Origin of the sequence: Ureibacillus terrenus (genome assembly GCF_006569205.1) — a bacterium.
GTDB lineage: Bacteria > Bacillota > Bacilli > Bacillales_A > Planococcaceae > Ureibacillus > Ureibacillus terrenus.
In genome coordinates this window covers 13564-37462 of record NZ_VIGD01000013.1, presented here as the reverse complement: position 1 = coordinate 37462, position 23899 = coordinate 13564, and the positions used below count along the sequence as shown (strand labels likewise).

24 protein-coding genes are annotated in these 23899 nt (G+C 43.6%); 15 read left to right on the top strand and 9 right to left on the bottom strand.

Annotated features, from left to right (window positions below):
• The first annotated feature begins 127 nt into the window (after positions 1–127).
• Positions 128–1930 (top strand): carbon starvation CstA family protein, encoded by a 1803-nt coding sequence (locus FKZ59_RS10535; protein WP_141602715.1) that lies wholly within the window; start codon positions 128–130, stop codon positions 1928–1930.
• Positions 1931–2056: 126 nt separating this feature from the next.
• Positions 2057–2386 (top strand): YuiB family protein, encoded by a 330-nt coding sequence (locus FKZ59_RS10530; protein WP_141602714.1) that lies wholly within the window; start codon positions 2057–2059, stop codon positions 2384–2386.
• A 46-nt stretch (positions 2387–2432) separates the two neighbouring features.
• On the opposite strand, the gene FKZ59_RS10525 is transcribed toward FKZ59_RS10530, so the two are convergent.
• Entirely contained in the window at positions 2433–2918 is a 486-nt protein-coding gene (locus FKZ59_RS10525; protein WP_141602713.1) for a divergent PAP2 family protein, read from the bottom strand.
• 183 nt (positions 2919–3101) lie between these two features.
• Between FKZ59_RS10525 and FKZ59_RS10520 the strand changes: the two genes are divergently transcribed.
• The 11 genes from FKZ59_RS10520 (at position 3102) to FKZ59_RS10470 (ending at position 15582) form a co-directional block, all read left to right on the top strand.
• Complete coding sequence (locus FKZ59_RS10520) at positions 3102–4871, top strand: helix-turn-helix domain-containing protein (protein ID WP_141602712.1); 1770 nt, start codon at positions 3102–3104, stop codon at positions 4869–4871.
• A gap of 204 nt (positions 4872–5075) precedes the next feature.
• Complete coding sequence (locus tag FKZ59_RS10515) at positions 5076–5933, top strand: 3-hydroxyacyl-CoA dehydrogenase family protein (RefSeq protein ID WP_141602711.1); 858 nt, start codon at positions 5076–5078, stop codon at positions 5931–5933.
• On the top strand, positions 5917–6732 hold the full coding sequence (locus FKZ59_RS10510) for an enoyl-CoA hydratase/isomerase family protein (RefSeq protein WP_141602710.1): 816 nt from the start codon (positions 5917–5919) through the stop codon (positions 6730–6732). Before FKZ59_RS10515 ends, FKZ59_RS10510 begins: the two co-directional genes overlap by 17 nt.
• A gap of 5 nt (positions 6733–6737) precedes the next feature.
• A complete protein-coding gene (locus FKZ59_RS10505) occupies positions 6738–7916 on the top strand; it encodes an acetyl-CoA C-acetyltransferase (RefSeq protein WP_141602709.1) in 1179 nt (392 codons plus the stop codon).
• Between the two features lie 13 nt (positions 7917–7929).
• Positions 7930–9495, top strand: coding sequence for a class I adenylate-forming enzyme family protein (locus FKZ59_RS10500; protein ID WP_141602708.1), 1566 nt, complete (start codon positions 7930–7932; stop codon positions 9493–9495).
• Positions 9496–9521: 26 nt separating this feature from the next.
• Positions 9522–9947: an acyl-CoA thioesterase gene (locus tag FKZ59_RS10495; protein WP_141602707.1), complete on the top strand. Its 426-nt coding sequence runs from the start codon at positions 9522–9524 to the stop codon at positions 9945–9947.
• Positions 9940–11595: an acyl-CoA dehydrogenase family protein gene (locus FKZ59_RS10490; protein ID WP_141602706.1), complete on the top strand. Its 1656-nt coding sequence runs from the start codon at positions 9940–9942 to the stop codon at positions 11593–11595. Before FKZ59_RS10495 ends, FKZ59_RS10490 begins: the two co-directional genes overlap by 8 nt.
• Positions 11596–11682: 87 nt before the next feature.
• Complete coding sequence (locus FKZ59_RS10485) at positions 11683–13002, top strand: MFS transporter (protein ID WP_246045870.1); 1320 nt, start codon at positions 11683–11685, stop codon at positions 13000–13002.
• A 139-nt stretch (positions 13003–13141) separates the two neighbouring features.
• The gene (locus FKZ59_RS10480; protein ID WP_141602705.1) at positions 13142–14647 is read left to right on the top strand and encodes a leucyl aminopeptidase; all 1506 of its coding nucleotides are present in this window, start codon (positions 13142–13144) and stop codon (positions 14645–14647) included.
• 61 nt (positions 14648–14708) lie between these two features.
• Complete coding sequence (locus FKZ59_RS10475; RefSeq protein ID WP_141602704.1) at positions 14709–14918, top strand: hypothetical protein; 210 nt, start codon at positions 14709–14711, stop codon at positions 14916–14918.
• Between the two features lie 100 nt (positions 14919–15018).
• Positions 15019–15582 (top strand): DUF5366 family protein, encoded by a 564-nt coding sequence (locus tag FKZ59_RS10470; protein ID WP_141602703.1) that lies wholly within the window; start codon positions 15019–15021, stop codon positions 15580–15582.
• A gap of 25 nt (positions 15583–15607) precedes the next feature.
• Here FKZ59_RS10470 and FKZ59_RS14970 read toward each other — a convergent pair whose 3' ends face one another.
• Both FKZ59_RS14970 and FKZ59_RS14965 read right to left on the bottom strand, forming a co-directional pair.
• Positions 15608–16672, bottom strand: a complete 1065-nt coding sequence (locus FKZ59_RS14970; RefSeq protein ID WP_246045869.1) for a transglycosylase domain-containing protein — start codon at positions 16670–16672, stop codon at positions 15608–15610.
• Positions 16673–16713: 41 nt separating this feature from the next.
• A complete protein-coding gene (locus tag FKZ59_RS14965; protein ID WP_246045868.1) occupies positions 16714–17457 on the bottom strand; it encodes a transglycosylase domain-containing protein in 744 nt (247 codons plus the stop codon).
• Between the two features lie 210 nt (positions 17458–17667).
• Between FKZ59_RS14965 and FKZ59_RS10460 the strand changes: the two genes are divergently transcribed.
• Positions 17668–18258 (top strand): peptidylprolyl isomerase, encoded by a 591-nt coding sequence (locus tag FKZ59_RS10460; RefSeq protein ID WP_141602786.1) that lies wholly within the window; start codon positions 17668–17670, stop codon positions 18256–18258.
• An 18-nt stretch (positions 18259–18276) separates the two neighbouring features.
• The gene (locus FKZ59_RS10455) at positions 18277–18498 is read left to right on the top strand and encodes a hypothetical protein (protein ID WP_141602702.1); all 222 of its coding nucleotides are present in this window, start codon (positions 18277–18279) and stop codon (positions 18496–18498) included.
• Positions 18499–18601: 103 nt separating this feature from the next.
• On the opposite strand, the gene FKZ59_RS10450 is transcribed toward FKZ59_RS10455, so the two are convergent.
• From FKZ59_RS10450 to FKZ59_RS10430, 6 genes are all read right to left on the bottom strand, one after another.
• Positions 18602–19540 carry an MFS transporter gene (locus FKZ59_RS10450; RefSeq protein ID WP_246045874.1) on the bottom strand — a complete coding sequence of 313 codons (939 nt, stop codon included), beginning with the start codon at positions 19538–19540 and terminating at the stop codon, positions 18602–18604.
• Entirely contained in the window at positions 19513–19797 is a 285-nt protein-coding gene (locus FKZ59_RS14960) for a hypothetical protein (RefSeq protein ID WP_246045867.1), read from the bottom strand. Before FKZ59_RS14960 ends, FKZ59_RS10450 begins: the two co-directional genes overlap by 28 nt.
• Before the next feature lie 64 nt (positions 19798–19861).
• On the bottom strand, positions 19862–21133 hold the full coding sequence (locus tag FKZ59_RS10445) for a TRAP transporter large permease (protein ID WP_141602701.1): 1272 nt from the start codon (positions 21131–21133) through the stop codon (positions 19862–19864).
• Positions 21114–21611, bottom strand: coding sequence for a TRAP transporter small permease (locus FKZ59_RS10440; protein WP_141602700.1), 498 nt, complete (start codon positions 21609–21611; stop codon positions 21114–21116). Before FKZ59_RS10440 ends, FKZ59_RS10445 begins: the two co-directional genes overlap by 20 nt.
• Before the next feature lie 105 nt (positions 21612–21716).
• Positions 21717–22754, bottom strand: a complete 1038-nt coding sequence (locus tag FKZ59_RS10435) for a TRAP transporter substrate-binding protein (protein WP_141602699.1) — start codon at positions 22752–22754, stop codon at positions 21717–21719.
• 60 nt (positions 22755–22814) lie between these two features.
• Entirely contained in the window at positions 22815–23858 is a 1044-nt protein-coding gene (locus tag FKZ59_RS10430; RefSeq protein ID WP_141602698.1) for a DctP family TRAP transporter solute-binding subunit, read from the bottom strand.
• Positions 23859–23899: the final 41 nt, after the last annotated feature.

Below are 23899 nucleotides of genomic sequence, written 5' to 3'. Positions count from 1 at the left end.
TAGAAAAAGAAAGGGGGATTTTCCGCTTACGGACTGAGATTTCAGAAAATTTCAATAACGAAAGTGGACGCTGATTCTTGTTTGAAGCAATCTGATAAATTAGGAAAAAAGTGGATGGGGGAAATGTATGAACGGACTTTCGATTGTAATCGGGGCCATTTGTATACTTGTCATCGGCTACCGGTTCTACGGCTATTTTTTCACGAAAAAAGTATTGCTGATTAACGACAAAAAACCGACGCCCGCCCACGAACTGAATGACGGACAAGACTATGTGCCGACAAATAAATGGGTCGCTTTCGGCCATCATTTTGCCGCGATTGCAGCGGCTGGCCCTTTGGTTGGTCCTGTACTTGCGGCCCAATTCGGCTATTTGCCGGGGCTGCTTTGGCTCTTGATTGGCGCGGTGATCGGGGGAGCGGTGCATGATGCCGTAGTATTGTTTGCATCCATGCGCCAAAAAGGGAAATCGCTTTCAGAAGTGATGAAGGAAGAACTCGGACCGGTGGCCGCATTTTGTACGGGACTTGCCATGCTATTCATTATTACCATTACAATGGCCGGGCTTTCGATGGTTGTTCTCGGAGCTCTGGAAAGAAACCCGTGGGGTACATTTGCGGTTGCCATTACGATTCCGATTGCCATGCTTGTCGGAGTCGCATATAAGAAAACAGGAAATTTACTCGTGACGTCCGCCGTTGGATTTATTTTGCTGTTGATTGGCGTCTTTGCAGGGCCTTATATCCAGGATACGGTGTTGGGACAATGGCTGACGCTGGACCGCCAAACGCTTGCACTGATCTTGCCGATTTATGCATTCTTCGCGGCGGCATTGCCTGTATGGTTCCTGCTTGCTCCAAGAGATTATTTATCCAGCTTTATGAAAATCGGTGTATTTATTGCACTGATTGTCGGCGTATTTTTTGTTAACCCTGTAATTCAATTTCCTGCGGTGACGGAATTTGTACATGGCGGAGGCCCAATCATTGCCGGTCCTGTATGGCCGTTTGTTTCCATTACCATCGCTTGCGGCGCCATTTCCGGTTTCCATGCATTTATCGGTTCCGGCACGACACCAAAGATGCTGGATAAATGGGAAGATATTCGCGTCGTAGGATTTGGAGCCATGCTTGTGGAAAGTTTGGTGGGGGTCATGGCGCTTATTGCGGCGACTTCCCTGCATCCGGCCGATTATTTTGCCATCAATGCAGCCCCGGCAGTGTTTGCCACATTGGGCATGGAAGTGGTCAACCTGCCCCAATTATCCCAGACAATCGGGATTGACCTGGAAGGAAGAACAGGCGGTGCGGTATCTCTTGCCGTAGGTATGACGCAAATCTTTACGGGCGTTCCTTGGTTTGCGAATTTAAGCAGCTATTTTTATCAATTTGTCATCATGTTCGAAGCCGTATTCATTTTGACTGCGATTGATGCAGGCACACGGGTGGCGCGTTATCTGATCCAGGATTTCCTGGGGGATGTCATCAGGCCGTTGAAGCGGACGGATTGGATGCCGGGCACGATCTTTGCAAGCGCATTGGCTTGCTTCATGTGGGGATACCTATTGTACACCGGCGAGATTGGTCCGATTTGGGCGCTCTTCGGGGTATCCAACCAGCTGATGGCGTCCATCGGTTTAGTCATCGGCGCAACAGTGATTTTAAAGATTGCGACAAAGCGAATTTATGTGCTAACATGCATCATCCCTTTGGTGTATTTATACATTACGGTCAATGTCGCGGGCATCTGGATGATCAAAAATGTATATTGGAATTCCGCATCCAGCGGCTATTCGGTGTTAAACGGCATTCTATCCATCATTATGCTGATTCTTGGACTCGTGGTTGTGATAACCGCATTAAAATCATGGGTCAAATTATGGAACAGTCCGAGATTTGTGAGAGGAAAAGCGGTGGGAGAAGCGGTTTAAGCAAAAGTCCGGCATTCCGGAAACGGAACGCCGGACTTCTTTTTTCAATATTGTTTCCATTTTTCCATTTGAAAGGACAACTCAATTAGGTTAAACTAATGGGAGGAAAATGGAGGTTATACTTATATGGGTGGCTCAGTTTCGATTGTACAGTTAATCATTTCAATTGTTTTATTTTTTGTGATGTTTTTTGGTATCGGTTTCTTATTAAATATGCTTCTTCGCATGACCTGGCTGATGACCATTATTTATCCGGTTGTCGTCATCTTTATCATTGATGAAGTAAGTTTTTTCGATTATATATTTAAACCTGGTTATGCATGGCCCGCTTTATGGGACAAAATTTTATCCCTCCAATTCGTGGATATTGCCATTTTATCGGGCGGATTCCTTGGCACCATCGTTGCCGGAATCGTTATGATCATTTTAAGGAAACAAGGCTATCGGATGTTTTAAAAAGGATCTATCCAAAAGAGAATGCGGCTTTTGGATAGATCCTTTTTTACCGAATGAACGTGTAAAAAATAACAGCAATGGCGATTCCGGTAATCGCTCCTGTTAATACTTCATTGGGCTTATGTCCCAATAGTGTTTTTAGTTCTTCCTGTTTTTCATTTCCGTCTTTTTCATTCCAATGTTTCATGTCCCGGAAAAAGACGGTTAATTCTCTGCGGATTTTATTTAGCATGGCCGCATGCTGGCCTGCCTGATAACGGACGCCGCTTGCATCATACATGACAATTCCCGCAAATAATGCGGCCACCGCAAAAATGGGGGAGTCAAAACCGGTTTCATATCCGACGGCTGTAGCGAGGCTTGTCACGGCAGCGGAATGGGAACTTGGCATGCCGCCGGTGGAAGTAAACAATGACCAGTTGATTTGCCCCGTAAATAAGAAATGAATGGGGACTTTAATGATTTGCGCAAAGATGATAGAAAATAGCGCCAGGATTAATGGAGCGTTTTGAAAAATGGCCAAATTTTCCATACCCTTTCTTTCATATCTTTCCATTAGTATAGCATAACTGTATTTTCTATTTTTAGTCGTTTGCATGGGATTGCTTACGTGGTTATTTGGAAATTTTTCATTTAGGATATTGGAAACTAACGATGAATTTGTAAAATTAGTATATAAATAGTATGAAAATTATGAATAAAGGCTGTGAACGGAATGAAAAAGGAACAAAAAAAAGAAAATATCGTGAAAAAGTTAGAAAGGCATTTAAAATCGACTTCCCGGCAGCTTGTTCAATTCGATTCCGAAGAAGAGACTCTTCAATACATTTCGGACTCTTTCCGGGAAAAACTGTCCGCGGATTTCGTGGGAATCGTTGTTAAATCGGACGGGCAATTAACCGTGAAGTCATGGAGCGGGGCAAAGAGGGCTTTCATCAATGCTTTTCCGTTAAATGTCGATCAGTGTTCCCCAAACCTGTTTTTATCCAGCTTAACCCACGAGCAGTTGGCCAGGGAAAAAAATTGCGCATTCACGAAATTGCTCCAGGATGAGAAGATTCCTACCTGGTTTACTTTTCCTTTAAAAAATGAGTTGAATCTGTTTGGCTTTTGCATCATCGGTTATTTCCAAAAAGTGATGTTGTTCGAGGAAATGGAAAGCGTTTTTGACGAATTTGGCAAAGACGTGGCCATTGCAATGTTATTCCAAAGGGAAAAACAGCATAAGCATAAGCTGCACCAATTGCTTCTGTATCAACAAACCCTTGTGAAAGAAACGATTCATGGCAGTTCCATCGATGAAATCACCGAAACATTGAATCAGGCTTTGAACAAGTCGGTCATTCTGTTGGACCGTTTTTTGAGGCCAATCTCTTATAAACTGTCGCCAGAAGACGAAGGATTGTTGGATGAATATTTGGAGCTGGCCACTTACGAAATCGTTCAGAAGCGTGCATCGAAGGCCTGGAATCCGAGTGCGTTGTCCGGGAAAACGATCGCCTATTGGACGATTGATGTAGGAGGGGATTTCTTTGGATACCTGGTGCTGGATGTTTCAAACGCCAAAATGGATGATTATTTCCGGCTGACGATTGATGTTGCCCGCAATATTTATTCCATCCAATTCATGAAGCAAAAAATTATTCTTGATACGAAAGAACAAGTCCGGGACAGTTTTATCAATAAAATATTGTCCAATCATCTTGACGAAATAGAAAATGTTTACCAATACGCAAATCTTTTCCGTTGGGATATTGAACGCCCCCATTATGTGGCCATATTATCTTTGACCATATTGGATGAAAAACTGGATATATTGGAACAGGAGTCCTGCAAGTCGCGGATATTGGAAAAGCTCAAAACCAATCTTTCGAATTATTTTCCGGAAGTATTCATCGTCAACAAAGAAGGGGACATTGTTTTGATCGCCCCCGCATCGTCGATGAACGGGCAAGTAAAAAGCTATTGGAGCAAAATGTATGAAAATCTAAAAAAGTGGGTCAAAAATGAATGCGAAAAAGTTCTGGTTTTACTGGCAGTGGGGGGGAAAACGAATCAAATCCCGGATTATTCGGTTTCATATTTGCAGGCGAAAAAATGCTTAAATGTGGTGAAGTCGCGATTCAATGATGCGGGTTTTGCATTGTTTGATGAATTGGGGGCCTATGCGCTGCTCCATGAAATCGACGGTGAAATCGCCTCCATTTTCATCCAGGATCATATCGGGCCACTATTAAACAGCGAAGGCAAAAACATGGATCTGCTGCAAACCCTTCAAGTGTATTTATCCCATAACGGGAACATGAAAGAAACGGCAAACGAATTATTCATTCACCGAAGCACACTTCAATACCGTCTGGAAAAAATCGAAGATCTTTTGCAAGTGGATTTAAATAATGCGGAACACCGGTTTAATTTGAATATGGCCATTAAATTGTATAACCTTTTTGGGAATGAAATTCATGTTCAATCATTGAAACTGTAAAAACTGCCTCTGAAACGTTTGTTTCAGGGCAGTTTTTTTTATTATTGTCAAGTAATTTAATATTCCGGAATTGACTTGTTCATTCTCCGCAAAAATGATGAAAATTCATTGAATTGTTCCTACACGGTATAGGTACAGTCGAAAAAGAAAATGGCTTATAGTTAATTACAGAAAATTTTAAAAAATGAAAAGGGGATCGAAGTGATGGCTATAAAAACAGTTGGTGTTATAGGCGCAGGCACTATGGGAAGCGGAATCGCAAACTTGATTGCCAGCAGCGGATTCCAAGTAATTCTGCACGATGTGGAAACTAGATTTCTAGATAATGGTTTGTCCCGCATAGAAAAATTTATGCAAAAAAGCGTTGAAAAGGGAAAAATCACAGAGAGCGAAAAAGCGGAAGTGCTTGAAAGAATCCGTCCGACGACAAATTTGGAAGATTTGAAGGAAGCCGATCTTGCCATCGAGGCGGTTATTGAAAATTTGGATGTGAAAAAAGAAGTCTTTTCAAAATTGGATGACATTTTGCCGGAAGGCGCAATCATTGCCACAAATACCTCTTCCATGTCCATTACCGAGCTCGCGGAAACAACAAAACGCCCGGAAAGGGTCGCTGGGATGCATTTCTTCAATCCGGCCCAAATCATGAAGCTGGTGGAAGTGGTGCGCGGGCTTAAGACGAGCGATGAAACAGTCGCTGAAATAAAAGCGTTTTCAAAACAGTTGGGAAAAGAACCGATAGAAGTGAAAAAAGATGTTCCAGGATTTATTGTCAACCGGATCATGATTCCACAATTTATCGAAGCGATCCGTCTGCTCGAAGAAGGGGTTGCGACTGCGGAAGACATCGATAAAGCGGTGACCCTCGGTTTGAATTATCCGATGGGGCCTTTCACATTGCAGGATTATGCAGGCGTCGATGTCGGCTACTACGTGATGGAATATATGAAAAATGAATTGAATGACAACCGTTTTGCGCCGCCTTTGCTGCTGAAACAATTAGTAAGGGCGGGAAGATTAGGAAAAAAGACAGGAGCTGGTTTCTATGACTATAACAAATAAAAAGTTGGAGGACGCTTTTGTTAAATATGAATCATTACTTTATGAAGTAGAGAATAAGATTGCTATTGTTACCATCAATCGTCCGCCGGTCAATCCATTGAATACTGCCGTTTTTAAAGAACTCACCCAACTGATGACGGAACTTGAGAGCCGGGAAGATGTCCATGCCATTATTCTGACGGGCAGCGGCGAAAAGGCTTTCGTCGCAGGTGCGGATATCCGTGAAATGCTGGAATTGGATGCAGTCGACATGTTGGAGATGAATCAAATTTCAAGAAAAACCTTCTCGACAATTGAAAACTTGGCGAAGCCTGTCATTGCCGCCATCAACGGACTTGCCCTCGGGGGAGGTCTGGAATTGGCGCTCTCCTGCGATTTGCGGATTGCTTCAGAAAAAGCAAAATTCGCGTTTCCGGAAATCAATCTCGGCATCATACCGGGCGGAGGAGGAACGCAAAGATTACAAAGGATTGTCGGCCAAGGAATTGCAAAAGAGCTGCTTTATTTCGGAGAAATGATCACGGCGGAGCAAGCTTTGGAATGGCATATTGTCAATAAAGTTGTTCCATCCGAAAATCTATTGGCAGAAGCAAAAGCTTGGGCTGCGAAATTGGCCGAAAAACCTCAAGTGGCATTAAGAATGCTGAAATTGGCGGTGAATTCCGGAGCAAATGTTGATATAGAATCAGGTCTTACGATTGAAATGGCCTGCTTTGGCAATACCTTTGCAACAAAAGACCGAAAAGAAGGAATGCAGGCATTCGTGGAAAAAAGACAGCCGAAATTTACAGGGAGATGATTTTTGTGAAACAAGATATCGTTCTGTTAGAAGGCGCACGGACAGCTTTAGCCGAATTTTGCGGTTCATTCCGGGATGTCCCGGCGACCGATTTGGGCGCATATGCGTCTGTTGAAGCGATCAAAAGGTCGAACATTGCCCCTGAAGAAATTGATCATGTGGTATTCGGAAATGTCCAACAGTCCAGCAAGGATGCCCATTTCCTGGCCCGCCACGTCGGATTGAAAGCGAAAGTGCCGATCGAAGTGCCGGCCGTTACCATCAATCGTTTATGCGGTACCGGCATAGAAGTGATTTTAACCGCTGCCAGGTTCATCCAGACAGGGGAAGCCAATGTGGTGCTGGCCGGCGGTGCGGAAAATATGAGCCAGGTTCCCCATGTCATCCGGGGAATGCGTTGGGGCACAAAATTGGGATCGCCGGTCATTGAAGATTGGCTATGGGATGGATTATATGACACATACGGCCAATGTTCCATGGCGGTCACTGCGGAAAATTTAGCGAAAAAATATGAAATTACACGGGAAGAAGTGGATTTGCATGCGCTTACAAGTCATGAAAGAGCGCTTGCGGCCATGGACAAAGGATATTTCAAGAAAGAAATTGTACCTGTCGAAGTGAAAAAGAAGAAAGGTTCCGTACTTATTGATACCGATGAACATCCAAGAAAAACAAGTTTGGAAGAATTGGGAAAATTGCCTCCCAGATTTATAGAAAACGGTGTTGTCACACCGGGCAATGCAAGCGGAATGAATGATGCAGGAGCGGCTGTTGTCCTTGCTTCTTCCGATTATGCCGAAAAAAGAGGATTAAAGCCGATTGCCAGACTGGTGTCATGGGACGTTGTAGGAGTGGAACCGAAATATATGGGAATCGGTCCTGTTCCGGCAATTCAAAATGCTTTGAAAAAAGCGGGATTAAAGCTGCATGATTTGGACTTGATCGAAATCAACGAAGCCTTTTCAGCCCAGTATCTGGCATGTCAAAAGGAATTGGGCTTTGATCCGGCAATCGGAAATGTCAATGGCGGTGCAGTAGCTTTGGGGCATCCTTTGGCAGTTTCAGGGGTAAGAATTTCATTGACGCTCATTTATGAACTGGCCAGAAGAGGAAAGAAATATGGCGCATCCGCGGTTTGCATTGGCGGCGGACAAGGAATTGCAGCGATTTGGGAGAGATTATAAAGGGGGTTGAAATATGACGACAGTTTTTGAATTGCTGGAGAAGGCTTCTGAAAAGTACCCTGACAAAGAGGCGGTCTTTGACGGTGCCAATCGTGTTACGTACCGGCAATTAATCGAAGAAGCCCGGTTAATTGCCGCGGCTTTGGCACAAAAGGGTTATCAAAAAGGCGACAGGGTCATGGTTTCCCTTCCAAACTGGTATGAAGGAGTCGCCATTTACTTTGCTTTGGCGCGATTGGGAGCGATTTTAATCCCTTGCAACACGAGATACAGCAGGGAAGAACTGCTCTATATCCTGGAAAATTCCGGCGCCAAAGGAATGTTTGTAGGAAAGGATTTTCAATATTTCGATACCTTTGAACAATATTTAAAATCCAGAAATGAAGATCATCATTTGGAAGATATTATCACAGTGCGCTCTAAAAAGTCAGAATATTCATCTTATTCCGATTTATTGAAAAAAGGAAGGGGGTATCCTGTTCCTTCTCCTTCAATCACCCCATCGGAAGACGTTTATACAATCCTGTACACATCCGGAACGACCGGCAGACCAAAAGGTGCCATGTTGACACATGAAAACGTGGTGTACTCCGCGACCATTACTGTGGATGCCCTGAAATGCTCAAAAGATGATGTGTATTTGATTCCGGTTCCGATTTTCCATGTATTTGGATTAGTGCCTGGCATTCTATCAGTGGTCCTCAAAGGTTCAAAGATGGTGTTCCTGGAAGAATATAAAGCCATCAATGCACTGCGGCTGATTGAAAGCGAAAAAGTGACGGTCCATTATGGTGTACCGACGATGTTCATTCTGGAACTCAACCATCCTGAATTCCACAAATTTGATTTGTCCTCGTTAAGAACGGGGATTATCGCGGCGGCTCCATGTCCTGAAGAAATTGTGCGGAAAATCCGGACGGAAATGGGGTGCGACATCCAAGTTTCCTATGGCCTTACAGAAACTTCCGCGCCTATTACCTTTACAAGTTTTGAGGATGACGACTATTTAAAATCGACAACGGTGGGTAAATTTTTGCCGGGCTATGACGGTAAGATCGTGGATGCCCAAAGACAAAAGGTCGGCATCGGAGAAATAGGGGAAATCGCGGTAAAAGGGAAAGGCGTCATGAAAGGGTATTACAAAATGCCGGAATATACGCAAGCGGCGTTCGATGACGACGGCTACTTCTATACAGGCGACCTGGGAACAATGGATGAGCAGGGGTATGTCCGCATTGTCGGGCGCAAGAAAGAAATGATTATCCGGGGAGGATATAATATTTATCCACGCGAAATCGAAGAGCATTTCTACAAGCATCCTAGCATTTTGGAGGTGGCCATTATCGGGTTGCCTGATACGGTGCTGGGCGAAATCAGCTGCGCGGTCATCAAACTGAAGCCTGGACATGAGGAGGACGAACAGTCCCTGAAAGAATACATCAAAGACAAAGTGGCGGATTTCAAAGTGCCGGACCGGATTATTTTTGTTGATAAACTTCCGATCACTGCAAGCGGAAAAATCATTAAACATGAACTGAAAAACATCATTACGGAAAAATTGAAAGCGACTCTGCGATAATTACGGAATTAAAGGCGGGTGGGAATATGCATAAATATGAATTCAAAGTGCGGTGGGGAGACACGGATGCCGCGGGAATTGTGTTTACGCCGAATTTTTATAAATGGATGGATGAAGCGACCCATGAATATCTTGCGGAACTGATTAAACCTTCCAGCAAGCTGTACCGGGAAGATAAACTGGCATTGCCCATCCTGGAAGCCTTTTGCCAGTTTAAGAGACCGCTTTTCTTTGAAGATCATGTGGTGATTGAAACAACCGTGTTGGAAATCCATAATAAAACCTTCAAATTGAGACATGTGTTTAAAAGAGGGAACGAGATTGTCGCCCATGGCTACATGGTGCGCGCATGGACGTCCTTTTCCGATACACCGAAAGCACAGCCGATTCCAAAAAATGTCGTCGACAAATTAACTTTATCTCTTGAAAGAGAGGTTGTCGCCCATGACTAGCTCTACGAAAAGTTTATTGTCCTTTTTGAACAGAACAAGCCGGCCGAATGATGTATTTACGGTAGAAGATTTTACCGATGAACATCTCATGCTTCGGCAGACGGTTCGCAAATTTGTCGAGCGGGATGCGTTTCCGGTTCTTCGCCTCATCGAACAGAAACAATTCGAAGAAACGAAAAAATTGATGTTAAAGGCGGGGGAGCTGGGATTGATTGCGGCGGATATCTCTGAAGAAGATGGAGGTCTGGGGCTCGGAAAAGTAAGCGCTGCCATTATCGCGGAAGAAATGGCAAAATCAAGGTCTTTCAATATCACTTTTAGCGGCCAGACAGGTATCGGAGCCCTTCCAATCGCGCTTTTTGGAACGAAAGAGCAGAAAGCCCGCTATTTGCCGAAGCTATTGACCGGAGAGCAGATTGCCGCATATGCGTTGACAGAGCCATCCGCAGGGACGGATGCTTTAGGCATAAAGACTTCCGCCGTTTTATCCCCATGCGGCAAATATTACATTTTAAATGGCGAGAAGCAGTGGATTACCAACTCCGGATTTGCCGATATCTTTATCGTCTATGCAAAAGTGGATCGAAAGCACTTTACCGCTTTCATCGTTGAAGCGGACCGTGAAGGTTTATCGACGGGCCCTGAGGAAAACAAAATGGGTCTGGATGGTTCATCTACCCGCTCGCTCATTTTGGATCAAGTCCATGTACCGGCGGAAAACGTGATTGGCGAAATCGGGCGGGGACATATCATCGCATTCAATGTATTGAATTTCGGAAGACATAAAATTGCGCTGAGTTCTTTAGGCACTGCAAAAAGGGCAATGGAACTGGCCATTGATTATGGCAAGACCCGTCAACAATTTAATAAGCCATTGACGAGTTTTAACCTGATCAGAGAAAAAATTGCCGATATGGCCGTTCAAACATTGGCCGTCGAAAGTGTTGTCTATCGCACGGCAGGAGAATTGGAAGAAGCCTTTTCAGAGCCGTATGATTCCATTGCGAAATTGGTTGCCAGATTTGCGGTGCATTGCTCCATCAACAAAGTGCTGGCGACCGAAGCGGTATGGAAGATTGTGGATGAAGCGCTGCAAATTCATGGCGGCTATGGTTATATGCGGGAATACGAAATCGAACAATTGTATCGGGATGTACGAATCAACCGGATTTTTGAAGGAACAAATGAAATTAATCGCATTCTCATTGCCGGCCATATTGTGAAGGAGTACGAACCCGCTATTGAAGAAGAAAACAATTTAAATGGCTCATTCGGGGAGGAAATGCAAAAAATCACAATGGCGAGAAACATATTTAAAGAATTGATTGAAAGCGCTCGCAGTAACAAATCCGATATGAATGAGGAACAGGAATTGGCGGCGGCCATTGCCGATATGGTAATCGGTTTATATGCCATGGACAGCTTGTTGGCAAGGGCGCAAAAAGCGGAGGCAGATCAGCGCATCAAGATTGCAGCCAAAATCTATGTCCATGAAACATTGCAGCATTTTATCCGGCTGTCGCTCTATTTGAAAAATTATATCGGAATTGGACAACAAACGATTCAGAAGGCGCAGCAGGTTGTTGCAAATAGCCATGATGATTATGTCGGATTGAAGCGTCAATTGGCAGAAATCGTTATTCCATAACGATTTCTGGCCATTTCTTATTATTACAATTTGTACTCGTTTTTTCCTATTCACATTGTGAAAACGATTAATCTGGGGGGAGCATTATTGAAAGATATTCAATTAATCGAACAGACGACGATCAGGAAAACGATGTTCAGGATTTTGCCGTTTATCTTGATTCTTTACATTGTCGCCCATCTTGATCGGGTGAATTTAGGATATGCCGCATTGGAGATGAATGCGGATCTAGCATTGACATCGGAAGTCTTCGGTTTGTTGTCGGGAATTTTCTTTATCGGCTATTTCTTGTTCGAAATTCCGAGCAATATGATATTAAATAAAGTTGGCGCAAGACTTTGGATTGCCCGGATTATGATTACCTGGGGAATCATCGTCGTATTGACGGGATTTGTTCAGGATGCATCCCATCTATATATTCTGCGGTTTATTTTAGGCGTTGCCGAGGCTGGATTTTTCCCTGGAGCCGTTCTTTATTTGACGTATTGGTTCCGGAAAAAGGAGCGGGGCAGGGCGACAGCGGTTCTGCTTTTGGCGCTGCCGATTGCGGGACTGATCGGAGCTCCGGTCTCCACGTGGATCATTGACCATATTTCCTGGTTTGGATTGGCAGGATGGCGCTGGATGTTTATATTGGAAGGTCTTCCTGCGATTGTGCTCGGAATTGTGGTGCTGTTCTATTTAGTCAATCGTCCCGGAGAAGCGAAATGGCTGTCGCAGGAGGAAAAGGATTGGCTGGAAGCCGAGCTTCAAAATGAACTGAAAGAAAGCAACAAACTGAATAAAAAATACATCGGTGAAATGCTGAAGGACGCAACGGTTTGGAAATTGGCGTTCATCTATTTTTCAAATTATACTTGCATGTTCGGATTGTCTTTCTGGCTGCCGACGATTTTAAAGAACTTGTCGGCGGAAGGTACGACAAACGTGGCGATCGGTTTGCTGGCGATGATTCCATCGATTGTCGGAATCATTGCGATACTCTTGGCAGGATGGAACTCAGATCGTACAGGAAAATATCGTGAGCATCTGATTGCCTCTTTTGTCATCGCATTCGTCGGATTTGCGTGTGCAAGTTTCATGAGTTCCCCTGGGTGGATGGTTGTCTGCCTGGCAATCGCTTCCTTTGGTCTGTATATCTTTGCGGGATGCTTCTTCGCCTATGAAACCCACTTTTTTACAGAAAGAACGGCACCGGTCGGCATAGCATTGGTGAATTCAATGGCATCCCTTGGAGGATTTTTGGGACCGTATATTTTAGGGGTATTGAGTGTAAAAGTGGGCATGTTGTTCCTGGTGGGATTAGGAATATTGGGAACTGTAGCTTTAATCACCTTAAAACAAAAGGCGGCTGAAAATGTGTCTGCGGAAGAAATCAAGCAAATGGAAAGTGTCGGAGAGGGTTAATATAACAGGATATTTTTCCTTTTCTTTGTTATAATTTGTCACTTCCCTGGTTATACGATAACCTATAGTTGGAAGTGACTTTTTTATTTATTCGATACAAATTTGGGCCTATTTTTATTTGGCATGGAGGTTCTGGACGATGATTCGAAAAGAGAAAATATCCTTTGCACAAATACCGACGGAATTATTGATTGTCGGCGTACAAAAAAATTGCGACCATATTCAAGGATGGAAAGATTTCGTATCCTTTTACGGCGAGCAGGTTGAAAAATGGATTCGCACCGGTGATATTGATACGGATCGGAAAAAATTAACGAGAATCCCGTTTATCGGCACCCATGATCATTTGCAGAGGGTGTTGTTTGTAGGATTGGGAGATCCGAAGACTTTGACGCGGAACGAATTGAGGGAAACTTTCGGACTTGTAGGCAAACAGCTCCGTGAGATGAGGGCAAACAAGTTTACGATTTGGTTGGAATCCTTCACGGCAGCTCCGATTCATGAAAAAGATGCCGCTTTTTTGTTTGGGGAAGGATGCGGAATGGGATTTTATCAAGTTCCCCATTATAAAACCACTTCGAATGTTCCGGATGTCCATTTGGATGAAGTGTATTTTGTCACTGATGAAGATGTCGACGAAATAGCGGAAAGCTACAAGTGGGGATCCGTTTATGCGGAGGCGGTTAACGAAGCGAGAACATTGGTGAATTTGCCTCCAAATATATTAAGAGCTGCGGATTTGGCGGATTATGCGGTTGATTTGGCCCACCAATACGGCTTTGAAGTGGAAATACTGAATAAAGCGCAAATCGAAGAACTGGGCATGGGCGGTATTTTGGCGGTAAACCGCGGATCGACGAATGAACCGAGAGTCATAACATTGAAATATAAAGGAACCGATGAGTGGAAAAACGTCATTGGTTTGGTGGGGAAAGGTGTTACCTATGATACGGGCGGCTATTCCATCAAGTCGAAAACCGGAATGGTCGGCATGAAAGGCGATATGGGGGGAGCAGCGGCCGTTCTTGGCGCAATGAAAATTATCGGTGAAAGGAAACCGAAAAAGAATGTTGTTGCGGTTATTGGAGCAACGGACAACATGATTTCAGGCGATGCCTTTAAGCCGGACGATGTGATTACGACATATAGCGGCAAAACGGTGGAAATCAAAAATGCCGATGCGGAAGGGCGCCTCATTTTGGCGGATGCCGTTACATATGCAAAACAACACGGGGCAAATTATTTGATTGATGTGGCGACTTTGACAGGCGGGGTGATTACCGCTTTGGGGTATGATAAAACCGGTGCATTGACAAATCATGAAGGCTTTTTCGATAAGTTTATGGAAGCGAGCATCAAAACAGGCGAATTTGTTTGGGGCATGCCATTGACGGAAAGGGACAGAAAACGCATTCGCGATTCCCAGATCGCCGACTTGAACAATTCTCCTGGAAGCGATGGACATATGATTTTTGCAGGGGGATTTGTCGGAGAATTTGTGGAAAAGACCCCATGGATTCATTTGGATATTGCAGGAACATCCGACGCATCAAAGCCTTACGATTTGGGTCCAAAGGGCGGCACGGGCGTAATGGTCCGCACCCTGGCGACATTTGTTGAAGATTTCGCATTTAACATAGTTTAGGCAATTAACATAAGTGAACCTCCTTTTCTTACATATGTTACTAAAGAAAAGGAGGTTTACTATGTCTCATTACCGATATCACCATCGTCCGGTACCATATAACAGAGGGGGATTCAATTTCTTTGGCTATCCTTTTCTAGGAGGGTTTTTAGGGGGATTATTGGGGAACGTGATTTATCCTCAAGGATATTATTATCCTAGATTTTATCCACCATTCAATCCATATTATCCAATCTATCCTCCATTCTATCCACCATACGGCCGTTACTAATGGGTGCGGATTTCCGCACTCTTTTTCTTTTCTTCTCTTGATAGATTGAGAAATTTTGCTATGATAAGTTAGGAAAAATACAGTAAACGGGGCAAATATGATGAAAAATCCGTACTTATACAGTTATTTACCTTTATTATCCATTTTGCTTTACAGTTTAACCTTTGGCATTTTTGCCGTAAGCAGGGCGGTCGAATTGTTCCAATCCATCGGTTTATATGCCGGCCTGCGGGAATTTTTCACGGATATGGAAATCCGGGTGCTTCTCTTGTTCGTCATTTTCCTATGCTTTTTCATGTTGTTTTCCGCTTTAAAATTAATAGGGGAAACGATTTATGAAACGGGCATGTATTTTTTCTCGAAAGATGCCGAGGGGAAGGCGGTGAAAGCGGGCCGTGGAGGATATGCGATTTTTTTCATCGGGGGGCTCGTCAGCACCATTGCCGTCCAATCATTGCCTATGCTGCTGATCATTTTCGCATTATCATTATTTTGTTCCTTTGTTTATACGATATACAAAATGAGCCAATATACGTCATTGCCGGGGATGGTCGGGTTTATCGTATTTGAAGTTCTTTTTTGGGCGATCTTCTTGGCAGCCGTCCTATTTGTTTGTTTAAAACTGTATAACGGGATTTTGGCGAGCCTGCCTTTTGTCCAATAAAAAAGATGCCTTGAGGGCATCTTTTTTATTTGCTGATGATTTGGTTAAATATTTTGAAATGGATTTTCGCCTTTTCAAGCGACTGCATGGATCTCGGCCGATCATAGCCGATCCAAACGGCGGCGGTATATTCATTCGATAAACCGGCAAGCCAAAAATCCCGGTAATTGTCCGTTGTTCCTGTTTTTGCTCCGATGTAAGAGGAATTTGCACGTATCCCCACACCCGTCCCGCTTTTTACCACTTCGCTTAAAAGAGTGCGCATATGCTTTACGGTTTTATCTGACCAAATTGTTTTCCGCTCCGTCGGCCAGCGGTACAAAACGTTTCCTTGCCGGTCGGTGACTTTGCGGATGGCATGGGCTTTTATGTATGTTCCGTCGATGAAGCTTGTGTAAGCATCGGCCATTTCAAGCGTTGTCACGCCGTATGTAAGTCCCCCTAATGCAGCAGGATAGGTCTTATCCTGGTCCACGATCGATTGAAAATTGAACTGCTGCGCATATTGAAAGGCTCTTTCAATCCCCACTTTGGAAAACAGCCGGACAGCCGGGGTATTCATACTATGTTTAAACGCATCCGTAATTGATACATTCCCGTAAATAGCACCCCCGTAGTTTTGCGGACAGAAATTGCCTATGCAAATCCTTCCTCCGTTGACAAGGGAAGAAGGTGTATAGTCCGTTGTTTCGAAAAGAGGCGCATAAACGATGATCGGTTTAAAGGAAGAACCCGGTTGTCTCGGTGCCTGAAATGCCCTGTGAAAATCATATTTTTTATAGTTTTTTCCGGCGTACATGCCCACAATTTCCCGGGTTTCATTGTCTATGACCGCCGCGCTTGCCTCAAGGTCGGGAACCGATAAAAGCGCGTTGATGGCCTTTTCATCTCTCTCCTGTTTTTTAGGATCTAATGCTGTATGGATAATGATGCCGGACTGGAGAACCTCATTCACTTTTTCATCCAATTCCATTTGAATGATTTTTTTTGCCTGGGGAGTAGCTTTCCGGATTTTTTCCGTATATCCTTCCGCATCAGAAATGATTTCTTTCAGTTCATGCATCACATAAGTGCTATAAGCAGGGAACATTTGCGTCTTTTTTTTGATGTTCAGCCGTATCGGCTGTTGTTTTATGTATTTGCTTCCTCAAGGGTGATCATTTTTTCTTTGGCAAGAATGTCGATCAGCCGCTCCTGGCGTGCTTTTGTATTTTCAAAATGGACGAGCGGATCGTACAGGGACGGATTATTTGGAATCGCCGCCAAAAATGCGATTTCCGCAACGGTGCATTCCTGCAAAGGTTTGTTGAAATAATAGGTCGCGGCTCCTCCAATTCCGTACACTTGATTGGCGAAATACATTTCATTTAGGTACATTTCCAAAATCTTGTCTTTGTCATACAGTTTTTCTAATTCATAGGCATAAAATATCTCCATTAATTTCCTTTCATACGTTTTTTCTTCAGATAGATACAGCATCCGGACAAGCTGCTGGGTGATGGTGCTCCCTCCTTGCTGGATGGAATTTTGTTTTGCGTTCTCGGCAACCGCTCTTATAATACCGCTGATATCAAAACCGATATGTTGATAAAAGTTCCGGTCTTCGCTCAAAATAAAAAGCTGTTTGGCGATTTCAGGAACTTCTTTATAGGATACAGGGTTTCTCCATTCGACATAATCTTCGCTGAACAGATTCCCATTCCGGTCCACCATTTTGACAGGAAGCGGCTTTTTTATCTCCGTCAGCTGTACCTGTTCCCGGAGCTCTTGTTCATGGGTCCGGCTTTTTTCAACTTCTTCCCAAATTTGATCGCCCAACCAATAGAGGAGAGGGAAAAAGCAAAGAATGACCAGATACCCCAAGGATCGCTTCATTATATATCCCTCCTCATACAAGAAAGAATATCATAGATTTTAAAAAAACTGTCTTTTTTTTATCCCTGCTCTATTTTCGAAGATGATGAATGACGGTTAAACAATGGAGTAAATGTGAAATTAGAAGAAAAAAATATCGTTTTATGGTAAACTGAAACGGGGAAAAGCAGTATGAAGGCATTCATTAATACGGTTAAAGGAGAAGAAGCGATGTATCCACAATTGACGAAAGAATTAAATCCAGGGGAAATTTTAGTTGAAATGAAGACGACAATGGGTACGATTAAAATAAAATTGTTCCCGGAGCATGCCCCAAAAACGGTTGAAAACTTTTTAGGCCACGCAAAATCCGGTTATTATGAAGGGGTTATTTTCCATCGTGTGATCAAGGATTTTATGATTCAAGGAGGAGACCCGACTGGTACAGGAATGGGAGGGGAATCCATCTGGGGCGTTCCTTTTGAAGATGAATTCCATCCTGAATTGTTCAATTTGCGCGGCGCGTTGTCAATGGCCAATGCAGGCCCTAATACGAACGGATCCCAGTTCTTTATCGTCCAAATGCCGTATGTGCCAAGCGAAATGATTGGACAAATGGAACAGGCGGGATTCCCGAAAGAAATTATCGAGGAATATGCCCGCATAGGGGGAACTCCTTGGTTGGACTATAAACATACTGTATTTGGTCATGTGGTGGAAGGCATGGATATAGTGGACAAAATCGCCAATGTTGAAACGGATTTCCGTGATAAACCGACAGAAGATGTGAAAATCTTATCCATCACAGTGCTTGAAGAATAGAAGAAAGAAGTGGTTTCGATGAATCACCTATTGCTTTACGGAGATTTTTTATATTTTCCGGAAGACAAAATGGCGTACATTCCTGCGGCCATTGAAATGATTTTTCTGTTTCTTTTGTGCTTTGCCGTCTTTTTTGCCGTGAAAAATCTGTCAAAGAGACAAGAACTGAAAACAAAAGAGCTGGAAGAACGGATTCTGAAGCAAAAAGAACAAAACAAGGAAAAACATACAGAACCATAACCGTTTGCAGGCTGTCCGGAGGGCGTCGTTCCGGACAGCCTGCTTTTTTCTAAACAAACTATTCATAATATGAACTTGCATTTGAGAACAGGGGAAATTCTTTTCAGTTCTTTCTTTGAAGATGTTTGAATGAAAGGTTTAAAAAAATCAGGTAAGTGATGGTCAAAGCCGCTGTAATATAAATGAACCCATTCCACCCAAAATGGTTATAGATCGGAGCCACAAGCGTGCTTCCAGATGCGACGCCGATATAATAGGCTACCAAATAAAGGCTGGATGCACTTCCTTTTAAATAAGCAGCAACTTTGCCGACATTGGCGGCCGTCAAAGAATGGGCTGTAAAAAAACCGAAACAAACCATGCATAAACCGGACAGGACGATCAGAATCGAAGAATGCAAGGTGCATAATACCCCTAAAGTTAGTACAACGATGGCTGCAGTCCGCACTTTTTCCAACGTAAATTTATTGGAAAACCAGCTCGAAACAGGCGCCCCTATAATCCCGAAGGCATATGCAAAATACAAAAAGGAGACGGAATCGAGGGGCATGGAATAGGGAGGGTTTCCCAAATGGAACGGCAGGTAAGTCCATGTCCCGGTAAAAGTGATTTGTAATACAATTCCTAATCCGAACAAGACAAGCAAGGCAGGATTTTTTAAGTGAAATCCAAATCCTTTTAAATCATCCCAAAAACTGGCGCTATTTGGGACGAAATGGTTGGATTTTGGCAAAGTCATTAGAACAAAAATGAATACGGCCATTCCAAAAAACATAATAATGGAAATCGTCAATTGCCAACTGTAAGTTTCAGAAAGAAAACCTGCAAGAAATCGGCCGATCATGCCCCCCAGCGCATTTGTGGAAATATAGATGGAAGTGGCAAGATTTCTGGCTTTTGAATCGATTTCTTCCCCGATATACGCAAGCGATGCGGCAGGCACACCGGCAAGAGCAAATCCTTGGATAAATCTCAATAAAGAGATGATCCAATATTTTTCCACGAAAAGCATGATCAGAAAAGGAAGAATGGATAAAAGAATGGAAAGGTGGATAAAGATGACCCGTCCCTTCCGATCCGAAAAAAACCCAGCACTATCAGCCCCATCATCAATGACAAGGTGGCCAGTGACATGGTTAAACTCGAATAAGTGACGGAGATGGAAAACTCTTTTTCAAAAACAGGAATAAGCGGCTGAAAAGCATAAAAGGCCGCAAAAATAAAAGTGGACGCGAGCCCGAGACTGGAGACGATCCGCCAATATCCCGGCTCGTTGATTTGATACCCCTTTGTTTCCATACGTGCACACCCTCTTATATATATGAAACTATAACGGACACTTCAGAAAATGTCCGTCTGTTTGTCATTTCTCCATTCCAAATGGCAGCCAAAGTGATAGCTGAGGGAAAAGAATAACGATGACTAGATAGGCAATCATTAATGCGATGAACGGAATGACACCCCGAACGACCATTCCAAGTTTCTCCTTCGCGATTCCTGCAACAACGAACAAGTTCAATCCGACCGGCGGCGTAATCATGCCAAGTTCCAAGTTGATGACCATGATGATCGCGAAATGGTATAAATCGATGCCAAAGTGCTTTAAAATCGGCAATAAGATTGGTAATGTAATTAAAATAATGGATACAGCTTCCAGGAACATGCCCAATATGAAGAAAAGAATGTTGACGATGAACAGGAACACCCATTTGTTCATGTCGCTTTCCGCAATCCATTGACCGACCTTATGCGGCACTTGTTCGTTTGTAAGGTATAATCCGAATAAAGACGCGGCGCCGATAATCAAGAAAATCATCGCGGTTACGTTAATGGATTCCACCAACACTTGCCGGAAATCTTTCCAGCTTAACTCACGATATATAAATATAGAAACGATGAGTCCATATACAACCGCAATGACAGCGGATTCGGTCGGCGTAACCACCCCGGTGTAGATGGTTCCCAGGATTAATACCGGCAACAATGCACCCCAAATCGCTTTCAACGATTTTCTGCCGCGTTCTTCCCAAGTGGCTCTCTCTTCACCCTGATATCCTTGTTTTTTCGCATAAACGATGGCAGCGGCGATAAGAACTGCCAGCAATCCTAAACCGGGGATGACGCCGGCCATAAATAATTTTCCGATGGATTCTTCAGCCGTAATTCCGTAAATAATTAACGGGACACTTGGAGGGATCAAAATGCCGAGCGTTCCTCCTGCTGCAACCAAACCGTAAGCGTATTTTTTATCATAACCGGCAGCGATCAGGGCCGGAATCATGATTGATCCGATGGCGGCCGCCGTTGCCGGAGATGACCCCGAAATTGCCGCGAAAATCCCGCAGGCAAGGATGGTTACAACCGATAGCCCGCCAGGCAAGTGGCCGACCCAAGCCCGCAAAGCTTCAATTAAATATTTCGAAATGCCGCCCCGGGCCATAATGGCTCCCGCCAATACAAATCCAGGAATCGCCATCATCGGAAAGGAGTCAAGGGCCGTAAACATCCGTTGAGGCACCATGTTCATATTAAAATCGGACATAAATAACATGAAGATGGTGGATAAAGCCAAACTGATGGCCACCGGAACCCGCAAGAAAACCAATATAAAGAAACTAAGTAAGAGGGTTAGCATATTCCTCATCCTTTCTGCGCAGAATGTTTATCAACCTTTCGATGAATCGGAGCAGGAAAAGCACTCCGGAAATTGGAAGGATGAGGTAAACGATCCACATCGGGATGCCTACTTCCAGGGATACCATTCCGGAATGGAGGCGGGCAGCGACCAGATTCCATCCGTAATATGTATAGATGATACAGAAGATGATGCTGAGCGCTGTCGCTGCAAGGTTGAGAATATACTTTCCGGTGTCATTTAAGCGGTCGTATAAAATGTCCACCTGGATATGCTGGTTATGTTTCAACGCCATGCCGAAGCCTAAAAAAGTCCCCCAAATGATTGAATATCTTGCCACTTCTTCTACCCAGGCCTGAGGATGGTTCAATACATAGCGCATAAAGACCCCATAGAAAATCAGGAGCACGCCGGCGCCGAAAAATAGACTGGCCAAGATTTCTTCCAACCAAGTCCAAAGTTTGATTAACCCTTTCACTCACAATCACTCCTTTTTATTGAAAGTTAAAAAAAGGGGAGTGCCGATTGAATCGGCACTCGAAAGTTTGGGGAAAAGATTGTGTTGCAATTGCTGATGATTTATTTATTCTGCTAAGGCATTGATGCCATCGATTAACTCTTTTGTAATGACATCTTCAAATTGATCATAAACAGGCTGCAATGCTTTTTTGAGAGCTTCGCGCTCTTCATCCGTCATTTCATAAACTTCCACTGTACCTAAGCTCTTGATTTTTTCGAAAGATTTTTGGTTTTCTTCAGCCGCCAATTTTTGGGCGTATTTTGTCGCTTCATCGAGAGCTTCTTCCACTAATACACGCAAGTCTTCAGGCATTGATTCCCAGAAAGATTTGTTAACGAAAATTGCATAGTCAAGGCGTCCGTGTTGAGTAGTGGATAAATATTTTTGAACTTCATAGAATTTCATCGTGTCAAAGTTGTTGAACGGATTTTCCGCACCGTCCACTGTACCTTGTTGAAGGGCAGCATAAGTTTCGCCGAAGGAAATGGTTGCAGAACCTGCTCCAAGCGCTTCAAATTGCGCTTCCAATACCTGGCCGGCCTGTGTGCGGAATTTCAATCCTTTAAAGTCTTCCGGTTTGACTAACGGACGCTTGTTATTTGAGAAATGTTTGAATCCGTTTGGCCAGAACGCCATACCTTTGATGTCGTTGGCCGCCAATTGTTTGGAGTTGAACAACTCTTGCGCCAACTCGGAATCAAAGAATTTTTGGACATGTTCCTCATCTTTGAACAAATAAGGCATGTCGACATATTGCCAACGAGGGTCGATTTTTACCATTTTTGTGACAGACGGGGCAATCATATGTACGTTGCCTGATACCAACGCGTCAAGCTCGTCTGCATCACCGTACAATTGTGAAGACGGATAAACTTCGACTTTTACTTTCCCATCTGTTTTTTCCTTTACCAAATCAGCAAAATAATTTGCCGCTTTCCCTTTTACACTGTCCGGCGCCGTAACGTGGGAAAATTTGATGATCAGCGGGTTGTCAGCAGTATAATCATCGCCGGATTTTTTTTCATTGCCGGAGTTTCCTCCGCAAGCGGCAAGCGCCAGCGCCAACACCCCTAAAATTGTGACAAAAAGCCATTTCTTCATTTGTATCCCCCTTATGCGATGTTAAATTTATTTGTTATAGAGCAAAAAGCTCTTATTAACCTATTGAACTTTCAGGTTTTTTGGAAGATTCCGGATGTAGTACTCCCCGTATCGATGAGCGTAGTAATCGTATACTGGGGAAAAGCGTTTCTCCCAATCTTTTTTCTCTTCTTCCGACAGGTAATAGATATCGATGCATTGGCAATCTTCAATTTCCCGAAGTTTTTGATCGTTTAATTCTTTTGCAAGATTCCATTGCCATTCTTGCACTTCCTTCAATGTATCGATAATCAGCTGCTGGTCTTCTTTCGACAACTTTTTCCAAAAATCATAATTAAATAAGAGGAAATATCCTAAATAACCATGATCGGAAATGGTTAAGTATTTTTGCAATGAATAAAGATTTTTGCTCGTGATATTGGTTAATGTATTTTCCTGCCCTTCTACATCACCTTTTTTCAAAGATTGAAAGACCGTGTTAAAATCGATTTTCCTCGGTATGGCATCAACTACGTGATATTGTTCCGCCAAAATATCGCTCTGCATGATGCGCATACGGATTCCTTTTAAATCTTTGTAATGCTCAATCGGTCTCGTGTCGTTGCTGATCTGTTTAAAACCGCTGTCCCATAATCCGAGGGCAATCAGATTATGTTTCTTTAACAAGTTTTTCAACCGGTTTCCTGCTTCGCTTTCTGTAAACTCATGGACTTCTTCCAATGAGTCGAAGGCGTAAGGCAGATCGTAAATCGAAAGTTCAGGCACCAAATCGGTCAATTTGGATATGGCGGGAGCGATTAATTGGACATCTTCTCTCATGAGAGCATCCAATTCCTCCATATCTTTATAGAGAGTTCCGTTTGAAAATACTTGAACTTCGATTCGGCCGTTTGAGCGTTCTTTGATGAGTTCGGCGAATTTTCTGGCAGCCATTCCTTTCGGAGTATCTTCACCGACTACGTGGGAAAAGCGAATCACCAGCCGTTCCTCTTCGCTTAATTGTTCCAAATCAATTGGGTAATCTTCATACCGGGCACATGCCGCTATGAAGAATGGGACGGCGAGCAGGATGCCGAACATTACAATTTTTTTTAAATTTTTCATTGCAATCCCCTTGAATGATGGTTTCATAAGGTTAATTTCAT

Bases quoted from the DNA above. Each gene is read 5' to 3' on its own strand.
- FKZ59_RS10535 (WP_141602715.1), top strand. From the start codon at position 128: ATGAACGGACTTTCGATTGTAATCGGGGCCATTTGTATACTTGTCATC.
- FKZ59_RS10530 (WP_141602714.1), top strand. From the start codon at position 2,057: ATGGGTGGCTCAGTTTCGATTGTACAGTTAATCATTTCAATTGTTTTA.
- FKZ59_RS10525 (WP_141602713.1), bottom strand. From the start codon at position 2,918: ATGGAAAATTTGGCCATTTTTCAAAACGCTCCATTAATCCTGGCGCTA.
- FKZ59_RS10520 (WP_141602712.1), top strand. From the start codon at position 3,102: ATGAAAAAGGAACAAAAAAAAGAAAATATCGTGAAAAAGTTAGAAAGG.
- FKZ59_RS10515 (WP_141602711.1), top strand. From the start codon at position 5,076: ATGGCTATAAAAACAGTTGGTGTTATAGGCGCAGGCACTATGGGAAGC.
- FKZ59_RS10510 (WP_141602710.1), top strand. From the start codon at position 5,917: ATGACTATAACAAATAAAAAGTTGGAGGACGCTTTTGTTAAATATGAA.
- FKZ59_RS10500 (WP_141602708.1), top strand. From the start codon at position 7,930: ATGACGACAGTTTTTGAATTGCTGGAGAAGGCTTCTGAAAAGTACCCT.
- FKZ59_RS10495 (WP_141602707.1), top strand. From the start codon at position 9,522: ATGCATAAATATGAATTCAAAGTGCGGTGGGGAGACACGGATGCCGCG.
- FKZ59_RS10490 (WP_141602706.1), top strand. From the start codon at position 9,940: ATGACTAGCTCTACGAAAAGTTTATTGTCCTTTTTGAACAGAACAAGC.
- FKZ59_RS10480 (WP_141602705.1), top strand. From the start codon at position 13,142: ATGATTCGAAAAGAGAAAATATCCTTTGCACAAATACCGACGGAATTA.
- FKZ59_RS10475 (WP_141602704.1), top strand. From the start codon at position 14,709: ATGTCTCATTACCGATATCACCATCGTCCGGTACCATATAACAGAGGG.
- FKZ59_RS10470 (WP_141602703.1), top strand. From the start codon at position 15,019: ATGAAAAATCCGTACTTATACAGTTATTTACCTTTATTATCCATTTTG.
- FKZ59_RS14970 (WP_246045869.1), bottom strand. From the start codon at position 16,672: ATGTTCCCTGCTTATAGCACTTATGTGATGCATGAACTGAAAGAAATC.
- FKZ59_RS14965 (WP_246045868.1), bottom strand. From the start codon at position 17,457: ATGAAGCGATCCTTGGGGTATCTGGTCATTCTTTGCTTTTTCCCTCTC.
- FKZ59_RS10460 (WP_141602786.1), top strand. From the start codon at position 17,668: ATGTATCCACAATTGACGAAAGAATTAAATCCAGGGGAAATTTTAGTT.
- FKZ59_RS10455 (WP_141602702.1), top strand. From the start codon at position 18,277: ATGAATCACCTATTGCTTTACGGAGATTTTTTATATTTTCCGGAAGAC.
- FKZ59_RS14960 (WP_246045867.1), bottom strand. From the start codon at position 19,797: ATGGAAACAAAGGGGTATCAAATCAACGAGCCGGGATATTGGCGGATC.
- FKZ59_RS10445 (WP_141602701.1), bottom strand. From the start codon at position 21,133: ATGCTAACCCTCTTACTTAGTTTCTTTATATTGGTTTTCTTGCGGGTT.
- FKZ59_RS10435 (WP_141602699.1), bottom strand. From the start codon at position 22,754: ATGAAGAAATGGCTTTTTGTCACAATTTTAGGGGTGTTGGCGCTGGCG.
- FKZ59_RS10430 (WP_141602698.1), bottom strand. From the start codon at position 23,858: ATGAAAAATTTAAAAAAAATTGTAATGTTCGGCATCCTGCTCGCCGTC.